A 15952-nucleotide genomic window follows, 5' to 3' on the forward strand; every position below is an offset into this window, starting at 1 on the left:
GGTGCAAATCTAAGCCCGCCAGTGGGTCGCGGGGTGTTGGGAGTGAATTGATATCTTGTCCGCACAAAACAGCACCAGATGGCTGAGGTCGGGGCGCGAGCGCGAGCTGTAGATCAAGCCGTCCGCCCCCAGTGCCCGCGCTTTATCCGAAAAAGCCCATGTCGGCGAAGGGACCCCCATAGCACGATTATCCTGCCAGATCACCGACACAGCCGTCTGCCCGCGGTAGTCCACCAACCGCGCGTTTTCCACCAGAAACCTTTGTATCACGCGGTCGGGATCGTCGCCCGAGACGTAGCGCCGGATGGCGACCGAAGCGCCCTCGGCGCTGAGCGAGGCATAAAGCGCGAACTGTCCGGAATGATGAAAGCGCCCCTCAGGCGCGCGGGCAGGCAGCAATGGGGTCGCTGCCTGCGACGCAAACAGAATTCTCCAGACTGGGCCAGAGAATTCAAGCATGCATCAGTCCTGTTCGGCCAGGAACCGTTCGGCATCCAGTGCCGCCATACAGCCCATCCCGGCGCTTGTTACCGCCTGACGATAGACATGGTCGGTCAGATCGCCTGCCGCGAACACGCCGGGGATCGAGGTTTCGGTGCTGCCCGGTTTGGTGACGACATAACCACCCATATGGGTTTCCAGCGTGTCCTTGACCAACTCGTTCGCAGGGGCGTGGCCGATGGCGACAAAGACACCTTTGCACGGGATCTCGGTGATCTCGCCGGTTTTAACATGTTTGACCCGAACACCTTCGACGCCCAAAGGCGCATCGGTGCCGATCACTTCTTCCAGCTGGTGGAACCACAGCGGTTCGATCTTTTCATTCTTCAACAGGCGATCCTGAAGGATCTTTTCCGCCCGCAACTCATCACGGCGGTGGATCAGGGTCACCTTGCTGGCGAAATTGGTCAGGAACAGGGCTTCTTCCACGGCTGTGTTACCGCCACCGATCACCACGATTTCCTGCCCGCGATAGAAGAACCCGTCACAGGTGGCGCAGGCCGAGACGCCAAAGCCCTTGAACTTCTCTTCCGACGGCAGACCCAGCCATTTTGCACGCGCGCCTGTGGCCAGAATGACCGCATCAGCGGTATAGGTGGTGCCGCTGTCGCCCTTGGCGGTGAAGGGGCGCTTGCTGAGGTCCAGATCGCTAATGATATCGCCAATCACCTCACATCCCATGGCCTTCGCATGGTCCTGCATCCGCACCATCAGGTCCGGGCCCTGCACCTCGGTGTCGCCGGGCCAGTTTTCGACCTCGGTCGTCGTTGTCAGCTGACCACCGGGTTCGATGCCCTGTACCAGAATGGGTTCCAGCATGGCGCGGCTTGCATATACGCCTGCAGTGTATCCTGCGGGCCCTGACCCGATGATCAGAACCTTGGTGTGTCTTGTGTCGGCCATGGTGCCCCCGCTCGAATTGCCTGATTTGGGCCCGCGGCCCGTCGCCCCGATATAGCGACCGACTGGCCCGGCTTAAAGCCCCTTACTGTTCAGCCCCCTTCGGGCCGGGGTGCCTTGGGTTTTCGGGAAGAAGGCGAAAAGGAAACAAAGAAAATTGCGCATCTGCGAAACATTATTGCGCGCGTGTGGGGTGCTGATATAAGAACCGAAAAAATCAGGAGCATTTGATGGTCACGACTCGGCTGGATGATATTGATCGCAAGATTCTGGCGGAACTGCAGGCGGACGGTCGTATGACCAATGTCGAGCTGGCAAAACGGGTCGGAATCTCGGCCCCGCCCTGTCTGCGCCGGGTGCGCACACTCGAAGAATCCGGCTTCATCACCGGCTACCACGCCGAGGTCAACTCGCGCGAGTTGGGGTTCGAGGTTCAGGTATTTGCCATGGTAGGTCTGGACAGCCAGGCCGAAGTCGAACTGCGCGCGTTCGAAGGCCGCTGCCGCGATTGGCCATTGGTCCGCGAATGCCACATGCTGAACGGCGAAGTGGATTTCATTCTGAAATGCGTCGCACCTGACCTGAGCAGCTTTCAGCAGTTTCTGACGGGCGAGTTGCTGACCACGCCAAACGTGGCCAGCGTCAAGACATCGCTCGTTATTCGCGGCGCAAAAGACGAGCCAGGCGTACCGTTCGACGTTCTGGAAGAACGTATGAACCGGATGGCGTGACCCCAACACGTTTTGGTTGCGCGGTGATTGGTGGCAACAGTGCTGCCACCGCAAGGGATAGAACCCAACTTATTACCAGCTGCATGATGCCCCCCATAATGCAGTAATCACAATCATGCTCAGGCCGTCATCGCGTCGATCTCACCATCTCCGGCGCGCGGCATCAGCAGCGGGCCAAAATCGTTCAGCGACTCGATATGCGCGAACAGGTTCAGATAGATCGACCGAAGCGAGTGGCTGATCATGCGAACCGCATTCACACCTGGATGATATGTTTCGAACTGTAATCCATCTACGCGAATAACGGAATGGCGTTTTAAACAAATGTGAAACAGTTCAACGGGGGTGGGCGGCATTGTTTCAATGACACCCATCCCGTCCTGAAATTCGGACACGGGTGTAAGAATCGGCTGCCCCCCATGCAGGTGCCGCAAATGCGCAGGTGTTCCCACGATTCGCGCCGCCGGGCCAGCAATGACACCCGACATTGGCTTTTGCATCCCGAACGTATCCGCCATGATCCGCGTCAGCGGTCGCGTCCGGCCACGTGAATCCGCGCGTCCGGGGATCAACGTGACAGATCCCTTCCACAACACGGTTTCCGATGCGCCATCCTGCGTCAGGACCGTATCCCCCGGCATCAGATCCTCGATTGCCATCGGTCCATGTTCCGTTTCTACCAAAGATCCACGTGTGAAGGCGCAAAACGCGTCTTCAAACATCGGCAGGGCAGGTGCGATGTGGCGGGTCTGAACCACATCTCCGTTCTTCAACAGGCTGCTGACCTCATAGCGGCGCAGCTGGGCTTTTGGCTTGGAAACCGGCCGCGGCGCGTCCCGCAGCATAACAGACGTTTCGATAGCATTTCTGGCCGCGCGGGCCAGTGAATTAGGAATAGTCATTAATATTCCGTCCCCTCAAAATGTTCGGTCAGGCGCGGCGTACCCCCGTACAGACGCGCCCGGCGAACTGGTTCTTTGCCTTGAAACAAATGGGTGACCCTCGGGCGGCAACCGGTACGGTCCCGCGACGCGACTAAATCTCGCTTTCCAATGGTCAACACATTGACCCCCCAGACAAACTCGTACTTCACGGGCGAAATTGCCCGCACACACACAACTCCTAAAAAGTCACGAACCCCTCGCTCGTGACGCGCGATACATCAGGCCGGAGCGAACCTGATACGCGTTGACCCAAATAAGACCGGCAGCTTGGTCTCTGGGTTTTCTGTCTCAGCGTCGTGCCGCGATGCGACTGGCGACCCTGACAGAATTGCTTGTTACCCGCTTCCACGGCATTTCCAGGTTCTGGTCCCGAGTGGCCTCGACCATGGCTTTCAGAAAGCGTGATTTGGTCTTCATTTTTTGGTCCTGCTCTGAACGGGGTGTATTTCCCCACATCCTCTGTGAACCTTTTGTGACGCGGGTTTGCGGCAGGGATAAGGCTTATCCGGGATGATTTGCGGACAGAAAAATGAAGTCAGACGGACCTCCCACTCAACACGCCAGCGCCCGATTTTCGAACGTCAGATACCGATCTGATTACTGGCAAAAACTCGTTACGATTCTGATGCCCAATCAACACAACAAATGTGGCGGAAAAGTGGCAGGGCACCTAAATCTGGACGAAGATCACAATCTTATGACGGAAATCAACCGCCCGTAATCGACCTCGTTCGCGTGCGTTGATCGGCGATAGGAATAGAACCTGTCAGGGTCGGAATATGTGCAGTGCCGGGTCCACTCGGCCTGTCCGATTCCCGCCTGCCGCAGCCGGTGCAGCCCGAAGGCGGGCAGATCAAATTGCAGGCGGTCACTTTCACCATTGGCAAAAAAGCGGCTGTTGTCCGGCGAATCCGTCAGGAACGCGTCCAGAAACTCTGGCCCCACCTCGTAAGCGCGTTGGGAAATACTGGGTCCGATCACGGCGCAGATATTGCTGCGGTCGGCCCCCAGCGCCTCCATCGCGTCCAGCGTCGCTTCCAGAACACCGTCCAGCGCGCCGCGCCACCCGGCATGGGCCGCACCGATCACATGCGCGTCGGGATCGGCGAACAGAACCGGCTGGCAATCGGCCGTCAGGATCGTCAGGGCCAGACCGGGTGTTGCTGTGACAATGGCATCCGCTTTGGGCTTTTCACCGTCAACCGGGGCTTGGACTGTCAGAACCGTTGGGGAATGAACCTGATGCACCGCGACCATTGCCTCGGGGTCCACCTCCATCGCGTCGGCCACCCGCCGCCGGTTCAGCGCGACAATCTCGGTTTGATCCGAGGACCCCTGACCGCAGTTCAACCCGCTGAAAATTCCTGAAGACGCGCCGCCGCGACGGGTAAAGAACCCATGGCGAAATGGCGACAGCAGATCCGAGGTCAGAATTTCCAGCGTCATGGTTCCAATCCTGGTGGTGGGGCTGCGTAGGCCGGGAAAAGGCCCATCACCTTGAACAGATTTCCCATTTCATCAGGATGCGTCAACCGCCGATGCGCGGCAATCAGCGCATCCAGCTCGGAACCGCTCAATGCCTTGGACAGGGCTTGCGCGCGGGCGGTGATCCCCAGCCGTTCAAGGAAGACGCCCTGCGGTGTCAAGCGTGTATGCCTGCACCCACAGGCGCGGGTCGCAACGGCCAAAGGCTCAAAATCCACATGCGCGGTCAAATCGGCCTGACCGGGCGATGCCAGAGGATCGGAATGTTCGTGGTTTTGCAGAGCCTGCAAAGTATCGCCCAGCGAATGCCAGTCGCCATAATCCATAATCAATGCCGCGCCGCCATGGCTGGCGACCCGCCCCGCGATCACGGTCAAAACGGGAATCGCAGCAGCACACAGTTCGACCAGATCACCGTCCTTGGTGTCCGACAGCCTATCATTCAACGCCACCTGCGGCCCGATCGCGCCCAGTCCGAACGTCAACCCACCGTCGCGCTCGCCCACCAGACGCTCGCGCCAGCCCGTACCGTCACGCTGGAACTGGCGGATGGGCAGGGCATCAAAGAACTCGTTGGCAACCAGCAACAGCGGCTGGTCGGGCAGGTCGGCAATCATGTCGATCCAGGCCGCCTCGTATTCGTTCAGGGTTTCAGCTTGCACCTGTTTCAATACAGGCGATGCTTCGACCAGAACTACCTGCGCCGCCTTGTGAAATCCGGGAATCGTTCGTGTAGCGCGCAGAATATCGGCCATCAGGGTACCGCGCCCCGGCCCCAGCTCACACAGGGTAAACGGTGCGGGCCGTCCCTGATCCATCCAGCTCTGCGCCAGAGACAGCCCGACCAGCTCTCCGAACATCTGACTGATTTCCGGCGCTGTGGTGAAATCCCCCGCAGCCCCCAGCGGATCACGGGTCGTGTAATAGCCCAGCGTCGGATGCAGCAGGCATTCAGCCATGTAATCCGCCACGCTCATGGGTCCATCCTGCCGGATGCGGGCGACCAGATGATCGGTCAGGCTCATACTGCCTGCCGCCGCGCGCGCTGGGCAAACCACAATCCAAGCGCGATCATCGGCAGCGACAGGAACTGCCCCATGGTCAGCCCGTACCCGCCCACATGCCAGGCCAGCCCCAGCGGATTGCCGGGCGATACGAATTGTGCGTCCGGCTGGCGAAAGAACTCGACGATAAAGCGCGACGCGCCGTAGCCCGCAAGAAACGTCCCCATGACAAGGCCCGGTGTGCGAAAACCGCCGCGCCGATAGACCAGCCACAGCAATACCGCCCCAAGCAACACCCCCTCCAGCGCGGCCTCATACAGCTGCGACGGGTGCCGGGCGCACATGCCTGCGACCACGCCGGGGCAATCCTGCGCAGCATATCCAGGAAAGATGACAGCCCAGGGCAGCTCGCTCGGGCGGCCCCACAGCTCGGCGTTGACGAAATTGGCCAGCCGCCCCAGCAGCAATCCGGGCGGAACGGTGTAGGCAACCAGATCCCCCAGCGACAGGGCAGGGATCCGGTGCCGTCGTGCAAACAGGTACGACGCAAGGATTACGCCCAGCAGGCCGCCATGAAACGCCATGCCGCCTTGCCAGACCTTCACGATCTCCAGCGGGTGCGACAGGTAATAACCCGGTTGATAAAACAGCACAAAGCCCAGCCGCCCTCCCAGAATCACGCCCAGAATGATCCAGGTAACCAGATCCTCCAGCTGTTCGGGCTTCATCGGCGGGCCATCCGCAGGCCAGAGCGCCGGGCGGCGCAACGCCACAACAGCCAGCCGCCACGCGATCAGGATGCCCGCGATATAGGCCAGCGCATACCACCTTAACGCGAACTCCATCCCGAACAGCGGGATCGAGAACAGTTCGGGCGACAGATCGGGGAAATTCAGAACAGCCTGCATGTGCGTCTCATTGCCCGGGGTTTGCAGGTCAAGTCAACCTTGAGCCCGCGCCATTCTTTGCCCATATACAGGTAAACCGCGAGATCGGAGAACAGATATGCAGACCCGCAACAAAATCCTGGATGACGTGTCCCAGCTGATGACCAACGCCATGGGCGTGGCGCAGGGCGCGCGGGAAGAGGCTGAAAACGCGATGAAGTCGATGATCGACCGCTGGCTGGCCGACCGCGATTTCGTCACCCGCGAAGAATTCGACGCCGTGCGCGCCATGGCTCAGAAGGCGCGCGAAGAAAACGCGGCACTCGAAGCCCGCATCGCCGCGCTCGAGGCGAAACTGGACAAATAACGCCCCGGCGTTCCCTTTATTCACAATTTTCGGACAAAGCATTCCGCCGCGCAATCCAGCCCGGATTGTGCGGTGCTGTGTATTCTGACGTGTCGCAGAATTTATTCAAGACAAAGCTGACTCTGGCGCCAATATTTTGATCGCCGTTGCCTTCTGTCCACAACTTATTGCTGTTATCCCCAATAATTAGGGTTGCCAGAACTTACGCCACATCGCACCATATTTAGTACAGGCCTATGGGGGAAGCCCGGTTTGTAGAGCAGGCAACTAGCGCTGGGGCGCTGCCAGCCCCGAAATGCTAGAGATTAGTGAGGTGGCATTATGGCCCTTTCCGAGCAGTATCTCGAAGAAGACATTCATCCGATCGACATTGTTGAGCATCTGGCCGAACATCACGACTGGGATTTTGATCGCATTGGGGACGATCAGATTGCCATGGCCGTTGAAGGGCAGTGGCGCACTTACTCGATCACGCTGGCCTGGTCCAACTATGACGAAACGCTGCGCATGGTGTGCAGCTTCGAAATGGAACCACCGGCCGAGCGTGAAATGCAGCTCTATGAGCTGCTCAACAAGATGAACGACCAGTGCTGGGCAGGCGCGTTTACCTATTGGGCAAACCAGAAGCTGATGGTCTATCGCTATGGTCTGGTCCTTGCAGGCGGGCAAACGGCCAGCGCTGACCAGATCGACACGATGATCAATGCCGCCGTCATGAGCGCCGAGCGGTACTACCCCGCGATCCAATTGGTGACCTGGGGCAACAGAGGGCCAGAAGAAGCCATGCAAGTGGCCATTGCAGAGGCCTACGGCCGCGCGTAAACCTTTGCCCCGAACCGATATGTAAAGCGGGAGGGGCAAATGGACATGACGCGCGTGGCCGAACAGGGGCTTGTGCTTCTGGGGTGCGGAAAGATGGGGTCCGCAATGCTGGCGGGATGGCTGGAACACGGCCTTCCGCCAGCTTCCGTTTGGGTCATCGATCCCTACCCGTCAGATTGGCTGAAGGCGCAGGGCGTCAATATCAACGCACCGTTGCCCGAATCCCCCGCCGTGGTACTGGTTGCGGTCAAACCGCAGATGATGGGCGAAGCCCTGCCTGCCATTCAGGCACTGGGCGGTGGGTCCAGCCTGTTCATTTCCGTTGCGGCTGGCACCTCGATTGCCACCTTCGAATCCGTTCTGGGCCGTGACACCCCGATCATTCGCGCCATGCCAAACACGCCCGCCGCCATCCGTCAGGGCATCACGGCGCTGATCGGCAACGCACACGCCTCCGAGACCGATATGGAACAGGCCGAAAACCTGCTGGCGGCAGTGGGTCAGACCGTTCGTCTTGAGGATGAGGCACAGATGGACGCCGTCACCGGTCTCAGCGGGTCCGGCCCGGCCTACGTGTTCCATCTGATCGAAACCCTGGCCGCTGCGGGCGCGGCGCATGGCTTGCCTGCCGAGCTTGCGATGACACTGGCCAAGTCCACAGTGGCCGGTGCCGGGGCGCTGGCCATGGCGTCCGACGAAGACCCGGCGCAGCTGCGTATCAACGTGACCTCTCCGAACGGTACCACACAGGCCGCGCTTGAGGTGCTGATGCATCAGGAAACCGGCTTTCCCGACCTGCTGCACCGTGCCGTCAAGGCCGCAACCAACCGATCCAAGGAGCTCTCGCGTGAGTGAAATTTCGTTCGACGACTTTCTCAAGGTCGATATTCGCGTGGGCGAGGTGATCCGCGCCGAACCCTATCCCGAGGCCCGCAAACCCGCGATCAAGATGTGGATCGACTTTGGGGACGAGATTGGCGAGCGCAAGACCTCGGCCCAGATCACCGCGCATTACGATCCGGCCACTCTGGTCGGCAAACAGGTCATGGCTGTCGTCAACTTCCCTCCGCGCCAGATCGGCAAGTTCATGTCCGAGGTTCTGGTGCTGGGTCTGCCCGATGACAACGGCGAGATCGTTTTGATCGGCCCTGACGGCAAGGTACCAACCGGCGGGCGGATGCACTGATGAAACTGCTGATCACGCGTCCGATGACACCGGCAGTCGAATCGCGCGCCCGCGCCGATTTCGATGTAACCATCCGGGAAAACACCCTGCCCATGGCGCGGCAGGAGATGCTGGCCGCTCTGGTCGGATACGACGTTGTTGTGCCGACATTGGGCGATCAGTTCTCGGCTCGGATCTTTGCCGAGGTCGGTCAGCCGCGCTGCAAGCTGCTGGCCAATTTCGGTGTTGGCTTCAACCATATCGACGTGGATGCCGCACGCGCGGCCGGGGTTGACGTAACCAACACGCCCGGCGCGGTCACCGATGCCACAGCCGATATCGCCATGACCCTGCTGCTGACCACAGCCCGGCGGGCCGGTGAGGGGGAGCGGCTGGTGCGATCGGGTCAGTGGCAGGGCTGGCACCCGACGCAGATGCTGGGCCATCATGTGACCGGCAAGCGCGTGGGCATTGTCGGCATGGGCCGCATCGGACAGGCCATCGCGCGCCGCTGTCATTTCGGGTTTGCCATGCAGGTGGCCTATCAGTCCCGCAGCGCCAAGCAACTGGATTTCCCGGCGGAATTCACACCTGACCTTGAAACACTCGCCGCTTCGGTCGATTTCCTTGTGCTTGCGGTTCCCGGCGGTGCGGAAACCCGCCACCTGATCAATGCGCAGATTCTTGAGGCGATGAACCCCTCGGCTATTCTGGTCAACATCGCCCGTGGCGAGGTGGTGGACGAGGTCGCGCTGATCACGGCGCTGCAAACCGGTCAGATCGCGGGGGCGGGGCTTGACGTCTACGAATTCGAACCCAAAGTGCCGCAATCCCTGTGCGAAATGGAAAACGTCACCCTGCTGCCCCACTTGGGCACCGCCACCGAAGAGGTGCGCAGCAGCATGGGGCACATGGCGCTGGATAACGTGGCGGCCTTTGTCGCGGGCAGGGCGCTGCCCAACCTGGTCTAGTCGCCCACCGCCTCGCGCCAGTGTTTGCGGCAGAGCGAGACATAGGTCTCGTTCCCGCCGATCTGTACCTGCGCCCCTTCAGTGATGGCCTTGCCGGTCTCGTCGCGACGAATCACCATCGTGGCCTTGCGGCCGCATTCACAGATCGTGCGCACCTCGCGCATTTCGTCGGCAAGGGCCAGCAGGGCGGCAGAACCGGGGAACAGCTTGCCCTGAAAATCCACGCGCAGCCCATAGGCCAGCACCGGCACATCCAGATCGTCCACCGCACGGGCCAGTTGCCAGACCTGCGCCTCGGACAGGAACTGCGCCTCATCAATGAAAACGCAGGCCACGGAACCTTTGTCCAGCCGGGACCGGATCATGGCGAAGACATCATCTTCGGGTGTGAACGTGTCAGCCTGCTCCGATATGCCGATGCGCGATGCAATCCGCCCCGCACCCGCCCGCCCGTCAAGGGCGGCGGTCATCAGATAGGTCTGCATCCCGCGCTCGCGATAGTTGTGCGACGCCTGTAGCAACACAGTCGACTTGCCCGCGTTCATGGTGGAATAGTTGAAATACAGCTTTGCCATGGCGTGGGTCTAAAACGCCCGGCCAAAAGGAACAAGAGAGCAAAGGGATGTAAGAAGCGACGTCGCCATTGCGTGTGCAGAGGCCGAGCTGGGCTCGTAGGGGATGGAACCCCCGCGTCTGCAACAGCGACGCCGTCGGCCAACATGTGGCCAAAACAAAGCAAGGCCCAACAATACCGCCCCGCAATCACTCTTTACCGGCTTGAACTGCCGCCACTCACTCACAAAATCCCCCGCTTATCTGAGGGATAGTCAATGTATGACATTTCAATTATGACTCAGGTATGGGAAATTTCCCGACGCTTTCCCCGGTTTGGACACCGGGCGGGCGTTTGCAGGTAATAAAGGTAAATCAATGGCAGATATCGGGGCCTATCTGAAGAAACACACAGAAGCGCTGGTCAAAGATGTCGGAATAGAAGCTGCTTGTGAAATCACCGGAAAATCCAAGGCGACCCTGGGCCGGTATTATTCGGACAATGCCGAACACGCGGACAGGTTCATGCCCGTGGATGCGGTGGCCCGGCTTGAAAACGCAGCAACTTATCCGCATGTGACATCCGCGCTGGCGGATCTGAAAAACATCACCTTGTCCTACAGCGAACGCAACACCGAGGATCCTCGCACAGGCGGGGTGAATTCGGATGTCATCGCGCTCAGCCAGCGGTTTGCAATGTTGATGACTGAATATCAGTCCGCTATCGAAGATGGCATCATCACGGTGAACGAAGCCAAAAGGCTGCTGAAAGAAACCAGTTTGCTTCAGCAGGTCCTGATAGAAATGAAACTGCACCTGGAAGAAGAAAGCGTCAGCTAGGCTTGGTGGCGGCCAGCTATCGGCCAAAAACCGCCTGCCCGGATCGCCGCAGATGTCGTGCGCTTTGTGGCATGATCATCAACCGGACTCTGCGCCTCAATTCAGTCACGTCTTTCAGATAAGCTGTGGCGCAGGCAAGATCGTCAAGGGCAGTAAACCATGCAGAAAATGCAGGGAAATTACAGCATTCTCGCAGACCGTATGGTTTGGCGGTCGTTCCTGTTTGTCTATGCGCTCTTTCTGGCCACGGTGCTGTTTGGCGCTTATCAGGAAGGCCCTGATGACGCGATGCGCTGGGTCATGGTACAGGACCTGCTGGCGGGACAGGGCTGGTTTGACGCCTATCAGCATCGGCTGGGCCCCGGTGACGGCACGCTGATGCACTGGTCCCGGCTTGTCGATGCACCGATTGCCGGGATCTACGCGCTGTCCGCGATGGTCGTGCCGCCCGACACCGCCTTGCAAGTGACCGCGTTTGTGTGGCCGGTGCTTCTGGCGGGGCTGACCCTGTGGGCCTTTGCTGTCACCGGCGCAGCGTTGGGCGGGCGAAATGGCGCGATTTCGGCACTGGTGGTCGGTGCGCTGACGCTCGAACATTATCGGAAGTTCGACTATTTCTCGTTTGACCACCACAATGTTCAGATTCTGCTGTTTGCAGCGGCCCTCATGTTCTTTGTCCTGCGCAAGGCCAAACCCTCTGCTGCGGGATGGCTGGGTGTCTGTCTGGCCCTTTCGGTGTCCATCGGAACCGAATCGATCGTGCAGGTCGCGATTATCGCGGTGTTCTTCACGATTGACTGGATCGTGACCGGCACAGCCGCCCGCCGCCGCACCATAGTGTTTGGAACCGGGCTGGCGCTGACCCTGTTGTTGGCCAGCATTGCAACAACGGGGCGTCAGGGTTTTCTGTTCCCAAGCTGCGATGCCCTGACGATCAGTGTGGCCCTGCCGGCCGGGATCGCGGCCCTGTGCCTGTGTGCAGCAGCCTGGGTCGGGTCGGGCTGGTCCTATTGGGGGCGCATCGGCGCGTGTCTTGCGACAGGCGCTGTAACACTTGGCTGCGCTTACGCATTTGCACCGCATTGCCTTGAAAACCCGATTGCGGACCTGCCTCAGGACATGCGCGACTTCTGGCTCAGCCAGGTTGCCGAAGCACAGAATATAACCGTCGTGCTGGAACGACATCGGGGCGAGGCTGCGGCCCTGATCGCCATGTCCGTCATCACGGCGGTTGCAGCCTTGTTCTTTGCCCGCCAGTCGCAAGACAAACTGGATTACCTTCTGTTTCTGGCGCTGATTGTGACCGGGTTTTCCATGTTTCTGTACCAGTCCCGGATGATGACGTTTCTGGGCGTGTCTCTTGTGGCTGTTCAGGCTCAGGTGCTGCGGACCCTTTACGTCAGTTACAGAACCCATGGCCGCACGCTCTCCGGCTTGGCTATGATAGGCTTTATCGTCTGCGTCTCGCCAAAGATTGGTAGCAGCGTGGAAAAACAGTTGGAACGGTTTGCGCGCCCCTCCCTTGCGGCACCCGTCGCCGAGGTTGTGCAGGATTCGCAAAACATCGGCGCCCCCTGCAAAGCGCCCGAGGCCTACGCGGCCCTGAAAAACCTGCCAGCCGGAATGGTTCTGGTCGATTTCGATTATGCGGCAGAGGTGCTGCGCTATACCGATCATTCGGTTCTGGCGGGGAATTATCACCGCAACCGGGCCGGAATTCAGGCGCAGATCGCGGTTTTGCGTATGGACGCGCCTCAGGCCGGTCCGCGTCTTGCTGCGCTGGGTGTAAGCTATGTGCTGCTCTGCACCGCTGCGCCCCGTGCCGAATTCTGGGATTGGGCATCTCAGGGGCGCGGGCTGCAATCCCAGTTGGCAAAGGGTGAAACCCCCGCCTATCTCAGCCGGATTGATGGTGGGGAAGGGGCAGCGTTTCAGGTTTTTCAGTTGGCGGCCGATCTCTAGGCCGTAAGCGCTTTGCGGAATGTCGATCAGGCGTGACGCTTCACGATCACCGATCCAACCGAATACCCGGCCCCAAAAGAACAGATCAGGCCCAGATCGCCCTCTTGCAGATCGTCAGAGTATTTCGAAAACGCAATGATCGACCCTGCGGATGAGGTGTTCGCATAATCCTGAAGGATATTGGGTTGCTCGCCCGCCTCGGGTTCGCGGCCCAGAACCTTCTTGCCGATGAAGTCGTTCATCGTCTTGTTGGCCTGATGCAGCCACAGGCGTTTGAGGTCGGTATTGCTGACCCCTTCGGCCTCCATATGGTCGCTGATATGCTTGCTGACCATCGGCAACACTTCCTTGAACACCTTCCGGCCATTCTGCATGAACTGCATGTCGCGGCGGTCAATCACGCCATCGGGGCGCGACCGGCGCAGGAACCCGTTATTGTTGCGGATATTGTTTGAAAAGGCGGTGGCACAGCGGGTCGACAGGATTTCGAAATGCGGGCCTTTGGCGTCTTCGATCCGCTCGATCAACGTTGCCGTCGCCACATCGCCAAAGATAAAGTGACAATCCCGGTCGCGCCATTCCAGATGGCCCGAGCAGATTTCAGGGTTCACCACCAACGCCGCGCGCACCGACCCGGACCGCACCATATCCGCCGCCGCCTGAATGCCGAACGTGGCCGAAGAACAGGCGACATTCATGTCAAAGCCAAACCCGTCGATGCCCAGTTCCTGCTGAATCTCGATTGCAATCGCCGGATAGGCGCGCTCGTGGTTCGAGGCCGCGCAGATCACCAGATCGACATCCGCCGCCGTACGCCCCGCCTGCGCCAGCGCCTTCCTGCAGGCATCCACTGCCATCTCGGTCATGATCCCGGGCTCGTCATCGCTGCGCTGGCGCAGCGTCGGGTGCATCACGTCCGGGTTCAGCACCCCGGCCTTGTCCATCACATAGCGGTTCTGAATGCCCGAAGCCTTGACGATGAACTCTTCCGAGGAATGCTGCATCGCCTCCATCTGCCCGGCTGCGATGGCCTCGGCATTCTTCGCGTTCTGCTTGTCGGCATAAGCGTTGAACGCTTCGACAAGCTCGGCGTTGGTGATGACGTTCTCCGGCGTGAAGACACCGGTACCGGTGATGGCGGGGGTATACATGGCGGGTCCTGAATGTTTCGGATTCGCCCAAAATGCAGTCATGGCGTGATTTGATCAAGATATGTTGACCCAAGGGAATTCTTTTCGGGGCACAGTTTCATATCTTGAATAGTTCAGAAATTGAAGTATATCGCTCCGTAACCCGCGCGGAGACCCCCAATGCCAGACGATATCAGTGCCAGACTGGGCCGCCTCAGCCCCGAGATTCAGGCGATCATGGGCGTCTATGCCCTGTACTGGAAACTGGAAGAGACCTTCGACTGTATCGAAACAGACCTGAGCCACCCGGAATGCCACATGCTGATCAAGCTGGATCAGCCCAAGCGCATGGGCGTTCTGGCCGCCGATATGTTAAGCGTACCATCAACGATCACCGCCACAGCTGATGCCCTTGAAAAAGCGGGCTATCTGATGCGGCGGCGTGACCCCGAAGACCGCCGCGCCTGGTTGCTGGTGCTGACAGAGCAGGGCGAAGAGGCCCGCAACATGCTGGTCGCCGCCGCCGGGGACCTGTTTCACCGGGCCTCGGGCCTCAACGAACAAGAAACTGCCGAATTCGCGCGACTGGCGCGCAAAATCCGCGACAACGTATTGAAAACGGGAATTCCCGAGGGATTGAAGAAATGAAACTCCTGACCTCTCTGGGCCTTGCACTGGCCATTCTGGCAACCCCGATTGCCGCTCAAGAGACCCCGAAACCGGTGAAACTCATGCAGGTGCGTGAAACCGCGCCCGGTTTCACGCGGCAGTTTTTCGGCCGCGTCGCCGCGCGCCAGACCGTTGATCTGGCCTTTCAGGTTGCGGGGCAGATTGTCGAAATGCCCATCAACGAAGGCTTCGTGATTCCCAAGGATGGCCTGATTGCCCGTCTGGATCAGGAACCGTTCGAGCTGCGCCTTGATCGGGCGCGGCTGCAAAAGGAACAGGCCGACCGCACCGTCGCCCGCCTGTCGCGCCTGCGCGGTACAACCGCCAGCCAGGTGGCCGTGGACGATGCCGAGACCGAGGCGCAACTGGCCGCGATCGCCCTGCGCGACGCGGAATATGAACTGGAACACGCCACGCTGACCGCGCCGTTTGACGCGCTGGTCTCCAGCCGCTCGGTCGAGGCGTTTACGACCGTCTCGGCGGGCACGCCCATCGTCCGCATCCACGACATGTCCGAATTGCGCATCGTGGTCGACGTGCCCGAGATCCTGTTTCAACGCTCTGGCCAGACTGATCAAAGAACGATCACCGCCAAATTCCCTGCCAGTGACGAAGTCTTCCCGCTGGAAATCCGAGAATTCGACGCGGAAACCTCCAGCGTCGGTCAAACCTTCCGCATCCAGTTCGGCCTGACCCCGCCCGAGGGGTTGCTGATCCTTCCCGGCTCGTCCGTTACCGTCAATGTTCAGGTGCAGGACAACCGCATTGGCATCATCGTGCCAGCAACCGCTGTGATCGCCGACGCAAACGGCGCGCTGAACGTCATGGTGTTTTCCCCGGTCGGGGCGGATGAGGGCACCGTGCGCCGCATCCCGGTGACCATCGAGCCCACGCAAACCGGCGATGTCCGGGTGCTGACGGGCCTGTCTGACGGGGATGAGGTCGTTGTTGCCGGAGGCGCTGTGCTGACGGATGGTCAGACGGTGCGCCGGTTCGCCGGTTTCGCGAATTGAGGGGCTGAC

Annotated in this window: 19 protein-coding genes; 10 read left to right on the forward strand and 9 right to left on the reverse strand. The window is 59.9% G+C overall.

What is annotated here, in order from left to right; translation table 11 throughout:
* Window positions 1–9: 9 nt before the first annotated feature.
* Both ACR0DY_RS09835 and trxB read right to left on the reverse strand, forming a co-directional pair.
* On the reverse strand, window positions 10–459 hold the full coding sequence (locus ACR0DY_RS09835; protein ID WP_480475485.1) for an RES family NAD+ phosphorylase: 450 nt from the start codon (window positions 457–459) through the stop codon (window positions 10–12).
* A 3-nt stretch (window positions 460–462) separates the two neighbouring features.
* On the reverse strand, window positions 463–1404 hold the full coding sequence (gene trxB / locus ACR0DY_RS09840) for a thioredoxin-disulfide reductase (RefSeq protein ID WP_267362965.1): 942 nt from the start codon (window positions 1402–1404) through the stop codon (window positions 463–465).
* Between the two features lie 227 nt (window positions 1405–1631).
* Here trxB and ACR0DY_RS09845 point away from each other — a divergent pair, with 227 nt between their 5' ends.
* On the forward strand, window positions 1632–2132 hold the full coding sequence (locus ACR0DY_RS09845; protein ID WP_480475487.1) for an Lrp/AsnC family transcriptional regulator: 501 nt from the start codon (window positions 1632–1634) through the stop codon (window positions 2130–2132).
* Window positions 2133–2251: 119 nt separating this feature from the next.
* Here the strand turns inward: ACR0DY_RS09845 and ACR0DY_RS09850 are convergent, their stop codons facing one another.
* From ACR0DY_RS09850 to lgt, 5 genes are all read right to left on the reverse strand, one after another.
* Entirely contained in the window at window positions 2252–3034 is a 783-nt protein-coding gene (locus ACR0DY_RS09850; protein ID WP_267362963.1) for a Hint domain-containing protein, read from the reverse strand.
* A gap of 330 nt (window positions 3035–3364) precedes the next feature.
* Window positions 3365–3493: a hypothetical protein gene (locus ACR0DY_RS09855; RefSeq protein ID WP_267362961.1), complete on the reverse strand. Its 129-nt coding sequence runs from the start codon at window positions 3491–3493 to the stop codon at window positions 3365–3367.
* A gap of 270 nt (window positions 3494–3763) precedes the next feature.
* On the reverse strand, window positions 3764–4522 hold the full coding sequence (gene pgeF / locus ACR0DY_RS09860; protein WP_480546138.1) for a peptidoglycan editing factor PgeF: 759 nt from the start codon (window positions 4520–4522) through the stop codon (window positions 3764–3766).
* A complete protein-coding gene (locus tag ACR0DY_RS09865) occupies window positions 4519–5586 on the reverse strand; it encodes a class I SAM-dependent methyltransferase (RefSeq protein WP_480546137.1) in 1068 nt (355 codons plus the stop codon). The genes pgeF and ACR0DY_RS09865 overlap by 4 nt, the downstream gene beginning before the upstream one ends.
* Entirely contained in the window at window positions 5583–6473 is an 891-nt protein-coding gene (gene lgt, locus ACR0DY_RS09870) for a prolipoprotein diacylglyceryl transferase (RefSeq protein ID WP_480546136.1), read from the reverse strand. The genes ACR0DY_RS09865 and lgt overlap by 4 nt, the downstream gene beginning before the upstream one ends.
* Before the next feature lie 97 nt (window positions 6474–6570).
* Here lgt and ACR0DY_RS09875 point away from each other — a divergent pair, with 97 nt between their 5' ends.
* From ACR0DY_RS09875 to ACR0DY_RS09895, 5 genes are all read left to right on the forward strand, one after another.
* Window positions 6571–6819, forward strand: a complete 249-nt coding sequence (locus tag ACR0DY_RS09875) for an accessory factor UbiK family protein (RefSeq protein ID WP_050604795.1) — start codon at window positions 6571–6573, stop codon at window positions 6817–6819.
* A gap of 321 nt (window positions 6820–7140) precedes the next feature.
* Window positions 7141–7641 carry a type III secretion system chaperone family protein gene (locus tag ACR0DY_RS09880; RefSeq protein WP_209598027.1) on the forward strand — a complete coding sequence of 167 codons (501 nt, stop codon included), beginning with the start codon at window positions 7141–7143 and terminating at the stop codon, window positions 7639–7641.
* Between the two features lie 39 nt (window positions 7642–7680).
* Complete coding sequence (gene proC / locus ACR0DY_RS09885) at window positions 7681–8496, forward strand: pyrroline-5-carboxylate reductase (RefSeq protein ID WP_480505932.1); 816 nt, start codon at window positions 7681–7683, stop codon at window positions 8494–8496.
* Window positions 8489–8827 carry a tRNA-binding protein gene (locus tag ACR0DY_RS09890; protein WP_209504763.1) on the forward strand — a complete coding sequence of 113 codons (339 nt, stop codon included), beginning with the start codon at window positions 8489–8491 and terminating at the stop codon, window positions 8825–8827. The genes proC and ACR0DY_RS09890 overlap by 8 nt, the downstream gene beginning before the upstream one ends.
* Window positions 8827–9777 carry a 2-hydroxyacid dehydrogenase gene (locus ACR0DY_RS09895; protein WP_480546135.1) on the forward strand — a complete coding sequence of 317 codons (951 nt, stop codon included), beginning with the start codon at window positions 8827–8829 and terminating at the stop codon, window positions 9775–9777. Before ACR0DY_RS09890 ends, ACR0DY_RS09895 begins: the two co-directional genes overlap by 1 nt.
* Here ACR0DY_RS09895 and ACR0DY_RS09900 read toward each other — a convergent pair.
* Window positions 9774–10352, reverse strand: coding sequence for a thymidine kinase (locus tag ACR0DY_RS09900; RefSeq protein ID WP_480475503.1), 579 nt, complete (start codon window positions 10350–10352; stop codon window positions 9774–9776). The two genes, ACR0DY_RS09895 and ACR0DY_RS09900, sit on opposite strands and share 4 nt — an antisense overlap.
* Before the next feature lie 355 nt (window positions 10353–10707).
* Here ACR0DY_RS09900 and ACR0DY_RS09905 point away from each other — a divergent pair, with 355 nt between their 5' ends.
* Together ACR0DY_RS09905 and ACR0DY_RS09910 are read left to right on the forward strand one after the other, a co-directional pair.
* Entirely contained in the window at window positions 10708–11169 is a 462-nt protein-coding gene (locus ACR0DY_RS09905) for a hypothetical protein (RefSeq protein ID WP_480475505.1), read from the forward strand.
* Between the two features lie 159 nt (window positions 11170–11328).
* A complete protein-coding gene (locus ACR0DY_RS09910) occupies window positions 11329–13131 on the forward strand; it encodes a hypothetical protein (protein WP_480546134.1) in 1803 nt (600 codons plus the stop codon).
* Between the two features lie 26 nt (window positions 13132–13157).
* On the opposite strand, the gene ACR0DY_RS09915 is transcribed toward ACR0DY_RS09910, so the two are convergent.
* Window positions 13158–14282: a beta-ketoacyl-ACP synthase III gene (locus ACR0DY_RS09915; protein ID WP_480557788.1), complete on the reverse strand. Its 1125-nt coding sequence runs from the start codon at window positions 14280–14282 to the stop codon at window positions 13158–13160.
* A 159-nt stretch (window positions 14283–14441) separates the two neighbouring features.
* Here ACR0DY_RS09915 and ACR0DY_RS09920 point away from each other — a divergent pair, with 159 nt between their 5' ends.
* Both ACR0DY_RS09920 and ACR0DY_RS09925 read left to right on the forward strand, forming a co-directional pair.
* Window positions 14442–14909, forward strand: coding sequence for a MarR family winged helix-turn-helix transcriptional regulator (locus ACR0DY_RS09920; protein WP_480831313.1), 468 nt, complete (start codon window positions 14442–14444; stop codon window positions 14907–14909).
* Window positions 14906–15943: an efflux RND transporter periplasmic adaptor subunit gene (locus ACR0DY_RS09925; RefSeq protein ID WP_480505940.1), complete on the forward strand. Its 1038-nt coding sequence runs from the start codon at window positions 14906–14908 to the stop codon at window positions 15941–15943. Before ACR0DY_RS09920 ends, ACR0DY_RS09925 begins: the two co-directional genes overlap by 4 nt.
* Window positions 15944–15952 lie beyond the last annotated feature (9 nt).

It is taken from the genome of Ruegeria sp. O6 (genome assembly GCF_056535045.1).

Bases quoted from the DNA above. Each gene is read 5' to 3' on its own strand.
- ACR0DY_RS09835 (WP_480475485.1), bottom strand. From the start codon at position 459: ATGCTTGAATTCTCTGGCCCAGTCTGGAGAATTCTGTTTGCGTCGCAG.
- trxB (WP_267362965.1), bottom strand. From the start codon at position 1,404: ATGGCCGACACAAGACACACCAAGGTTCTGATCATCGGGTCAGGGCCC.
- ACR0DY_RS09845 (WP_480475487.1), top strand. From the start codon at position 1,632: ATGGTCACGACTCGGCTGGATGATATTGATCGCAAGATTCTGGCGGAA.
- ACR0DY_RS09850 (WP_267362963.1), bottom strand. From the start codon at position 3,034: ATGACTATTCCTAATTCACTGGCCCGCGCGGCCAGAAATGCTATCGAA.
- ACR0DY_RS09855 (WP_267362961.1), bottom strand. From the start codon at position 3,493: ATGAAGACCAAATCACGCTTTCTGAAAGCCATGGTCGAGGCCACTCGG.
- pgeF (WP_480546138.1), bottom strand. From the start codon at position 4,522: ATGACGCTGGAAATTCTGACCTCGGATCTGCTGTCGCCATTTCGCCAT.
- ACR0DY_RS09865 (WP_480546137.1), bottom strand. From the start codon at position 5,586: ATGAGCCTGACCGATCATCTGGTCGCCCGCATCCGGCAGGATGGACCC.
- lgt (WP_480546136.1), bottom strand. From the start codon at position 6,473: ATGCAGGCTGTTCTGAATTTCCCCGATCTGTCGCCCGAACTGTTCTCG.
- ACR0DY_RS09875 (WP_050604795.1), top strand. From the start codon at position 6,571: ATGCAGACCCGCAACAAAATCCTGGATGACGTGTCCCAGCTGATGACC.
- ACR0DY_RS09880 (WP_209598027.1), top strand. From the start codon at position 7,141: ATGGCCCTTTCCGAGCAGTATCTCGAAGAAGACATTCATCCGATCGAC.
- proC (WP_480505932.1), top strand. From the start codon at position 7,681: ATGGACATGACGCGCGTGGCCGAACAGGGGCTTGTGCTTCTGGGGTGC.
- ACR0DY_RS09895 (WP_480546135.1), top strand. From the start codon at position 8,827: ATGAAACTGCTGATCACGCGTCCGATGACACCGGCAGTCGAATCGCGC.
- ACR0DY_RS09900 (WP_480475503.1), bottom strand. From the start codon at position 10,352: ATGGCAAAGCTGTATTTCAACTATTCCACCATGAACGCGGGCAAGTCG.
- ACR0DY_RS09905 (WP_480475505.1), top strand. From the start codon at position 10,708: ATGGCAGATATCGGGGCCTATCTGAAGAAACACACAGAAGCGCTGGTC.
- ACR0DY_RS09910 (WP_480546134.1), top strand. From the start codon at position 11,329: ATGCAGAAAATGCAGGGAAATTACAGCATTCTCGCAGACCGTATGGTT.
- ACR0DY_RS09915 (WP_480557788.1), bottom strand. From the start codon at position 14,282: ATGTATACCCCCGCCATCACCGGTACCGGTGTCTTCACGCCGGAGAAC.
- ACR0DY_RS09920 (WP_480831313.1), top strand. From the start codon at position 14,442: ATGCCAGACGATATCAGTGCCAGACTGGGCCGCCTCAGCCCCGAGATT.
- ACR0DY_RS09925 (WP_480505940.1), top strand. From the start codon at position 14,906: ATGAAACTCCTGACCTCTCTGGGCCTTGCACTGGCCATTCTGGCAACC.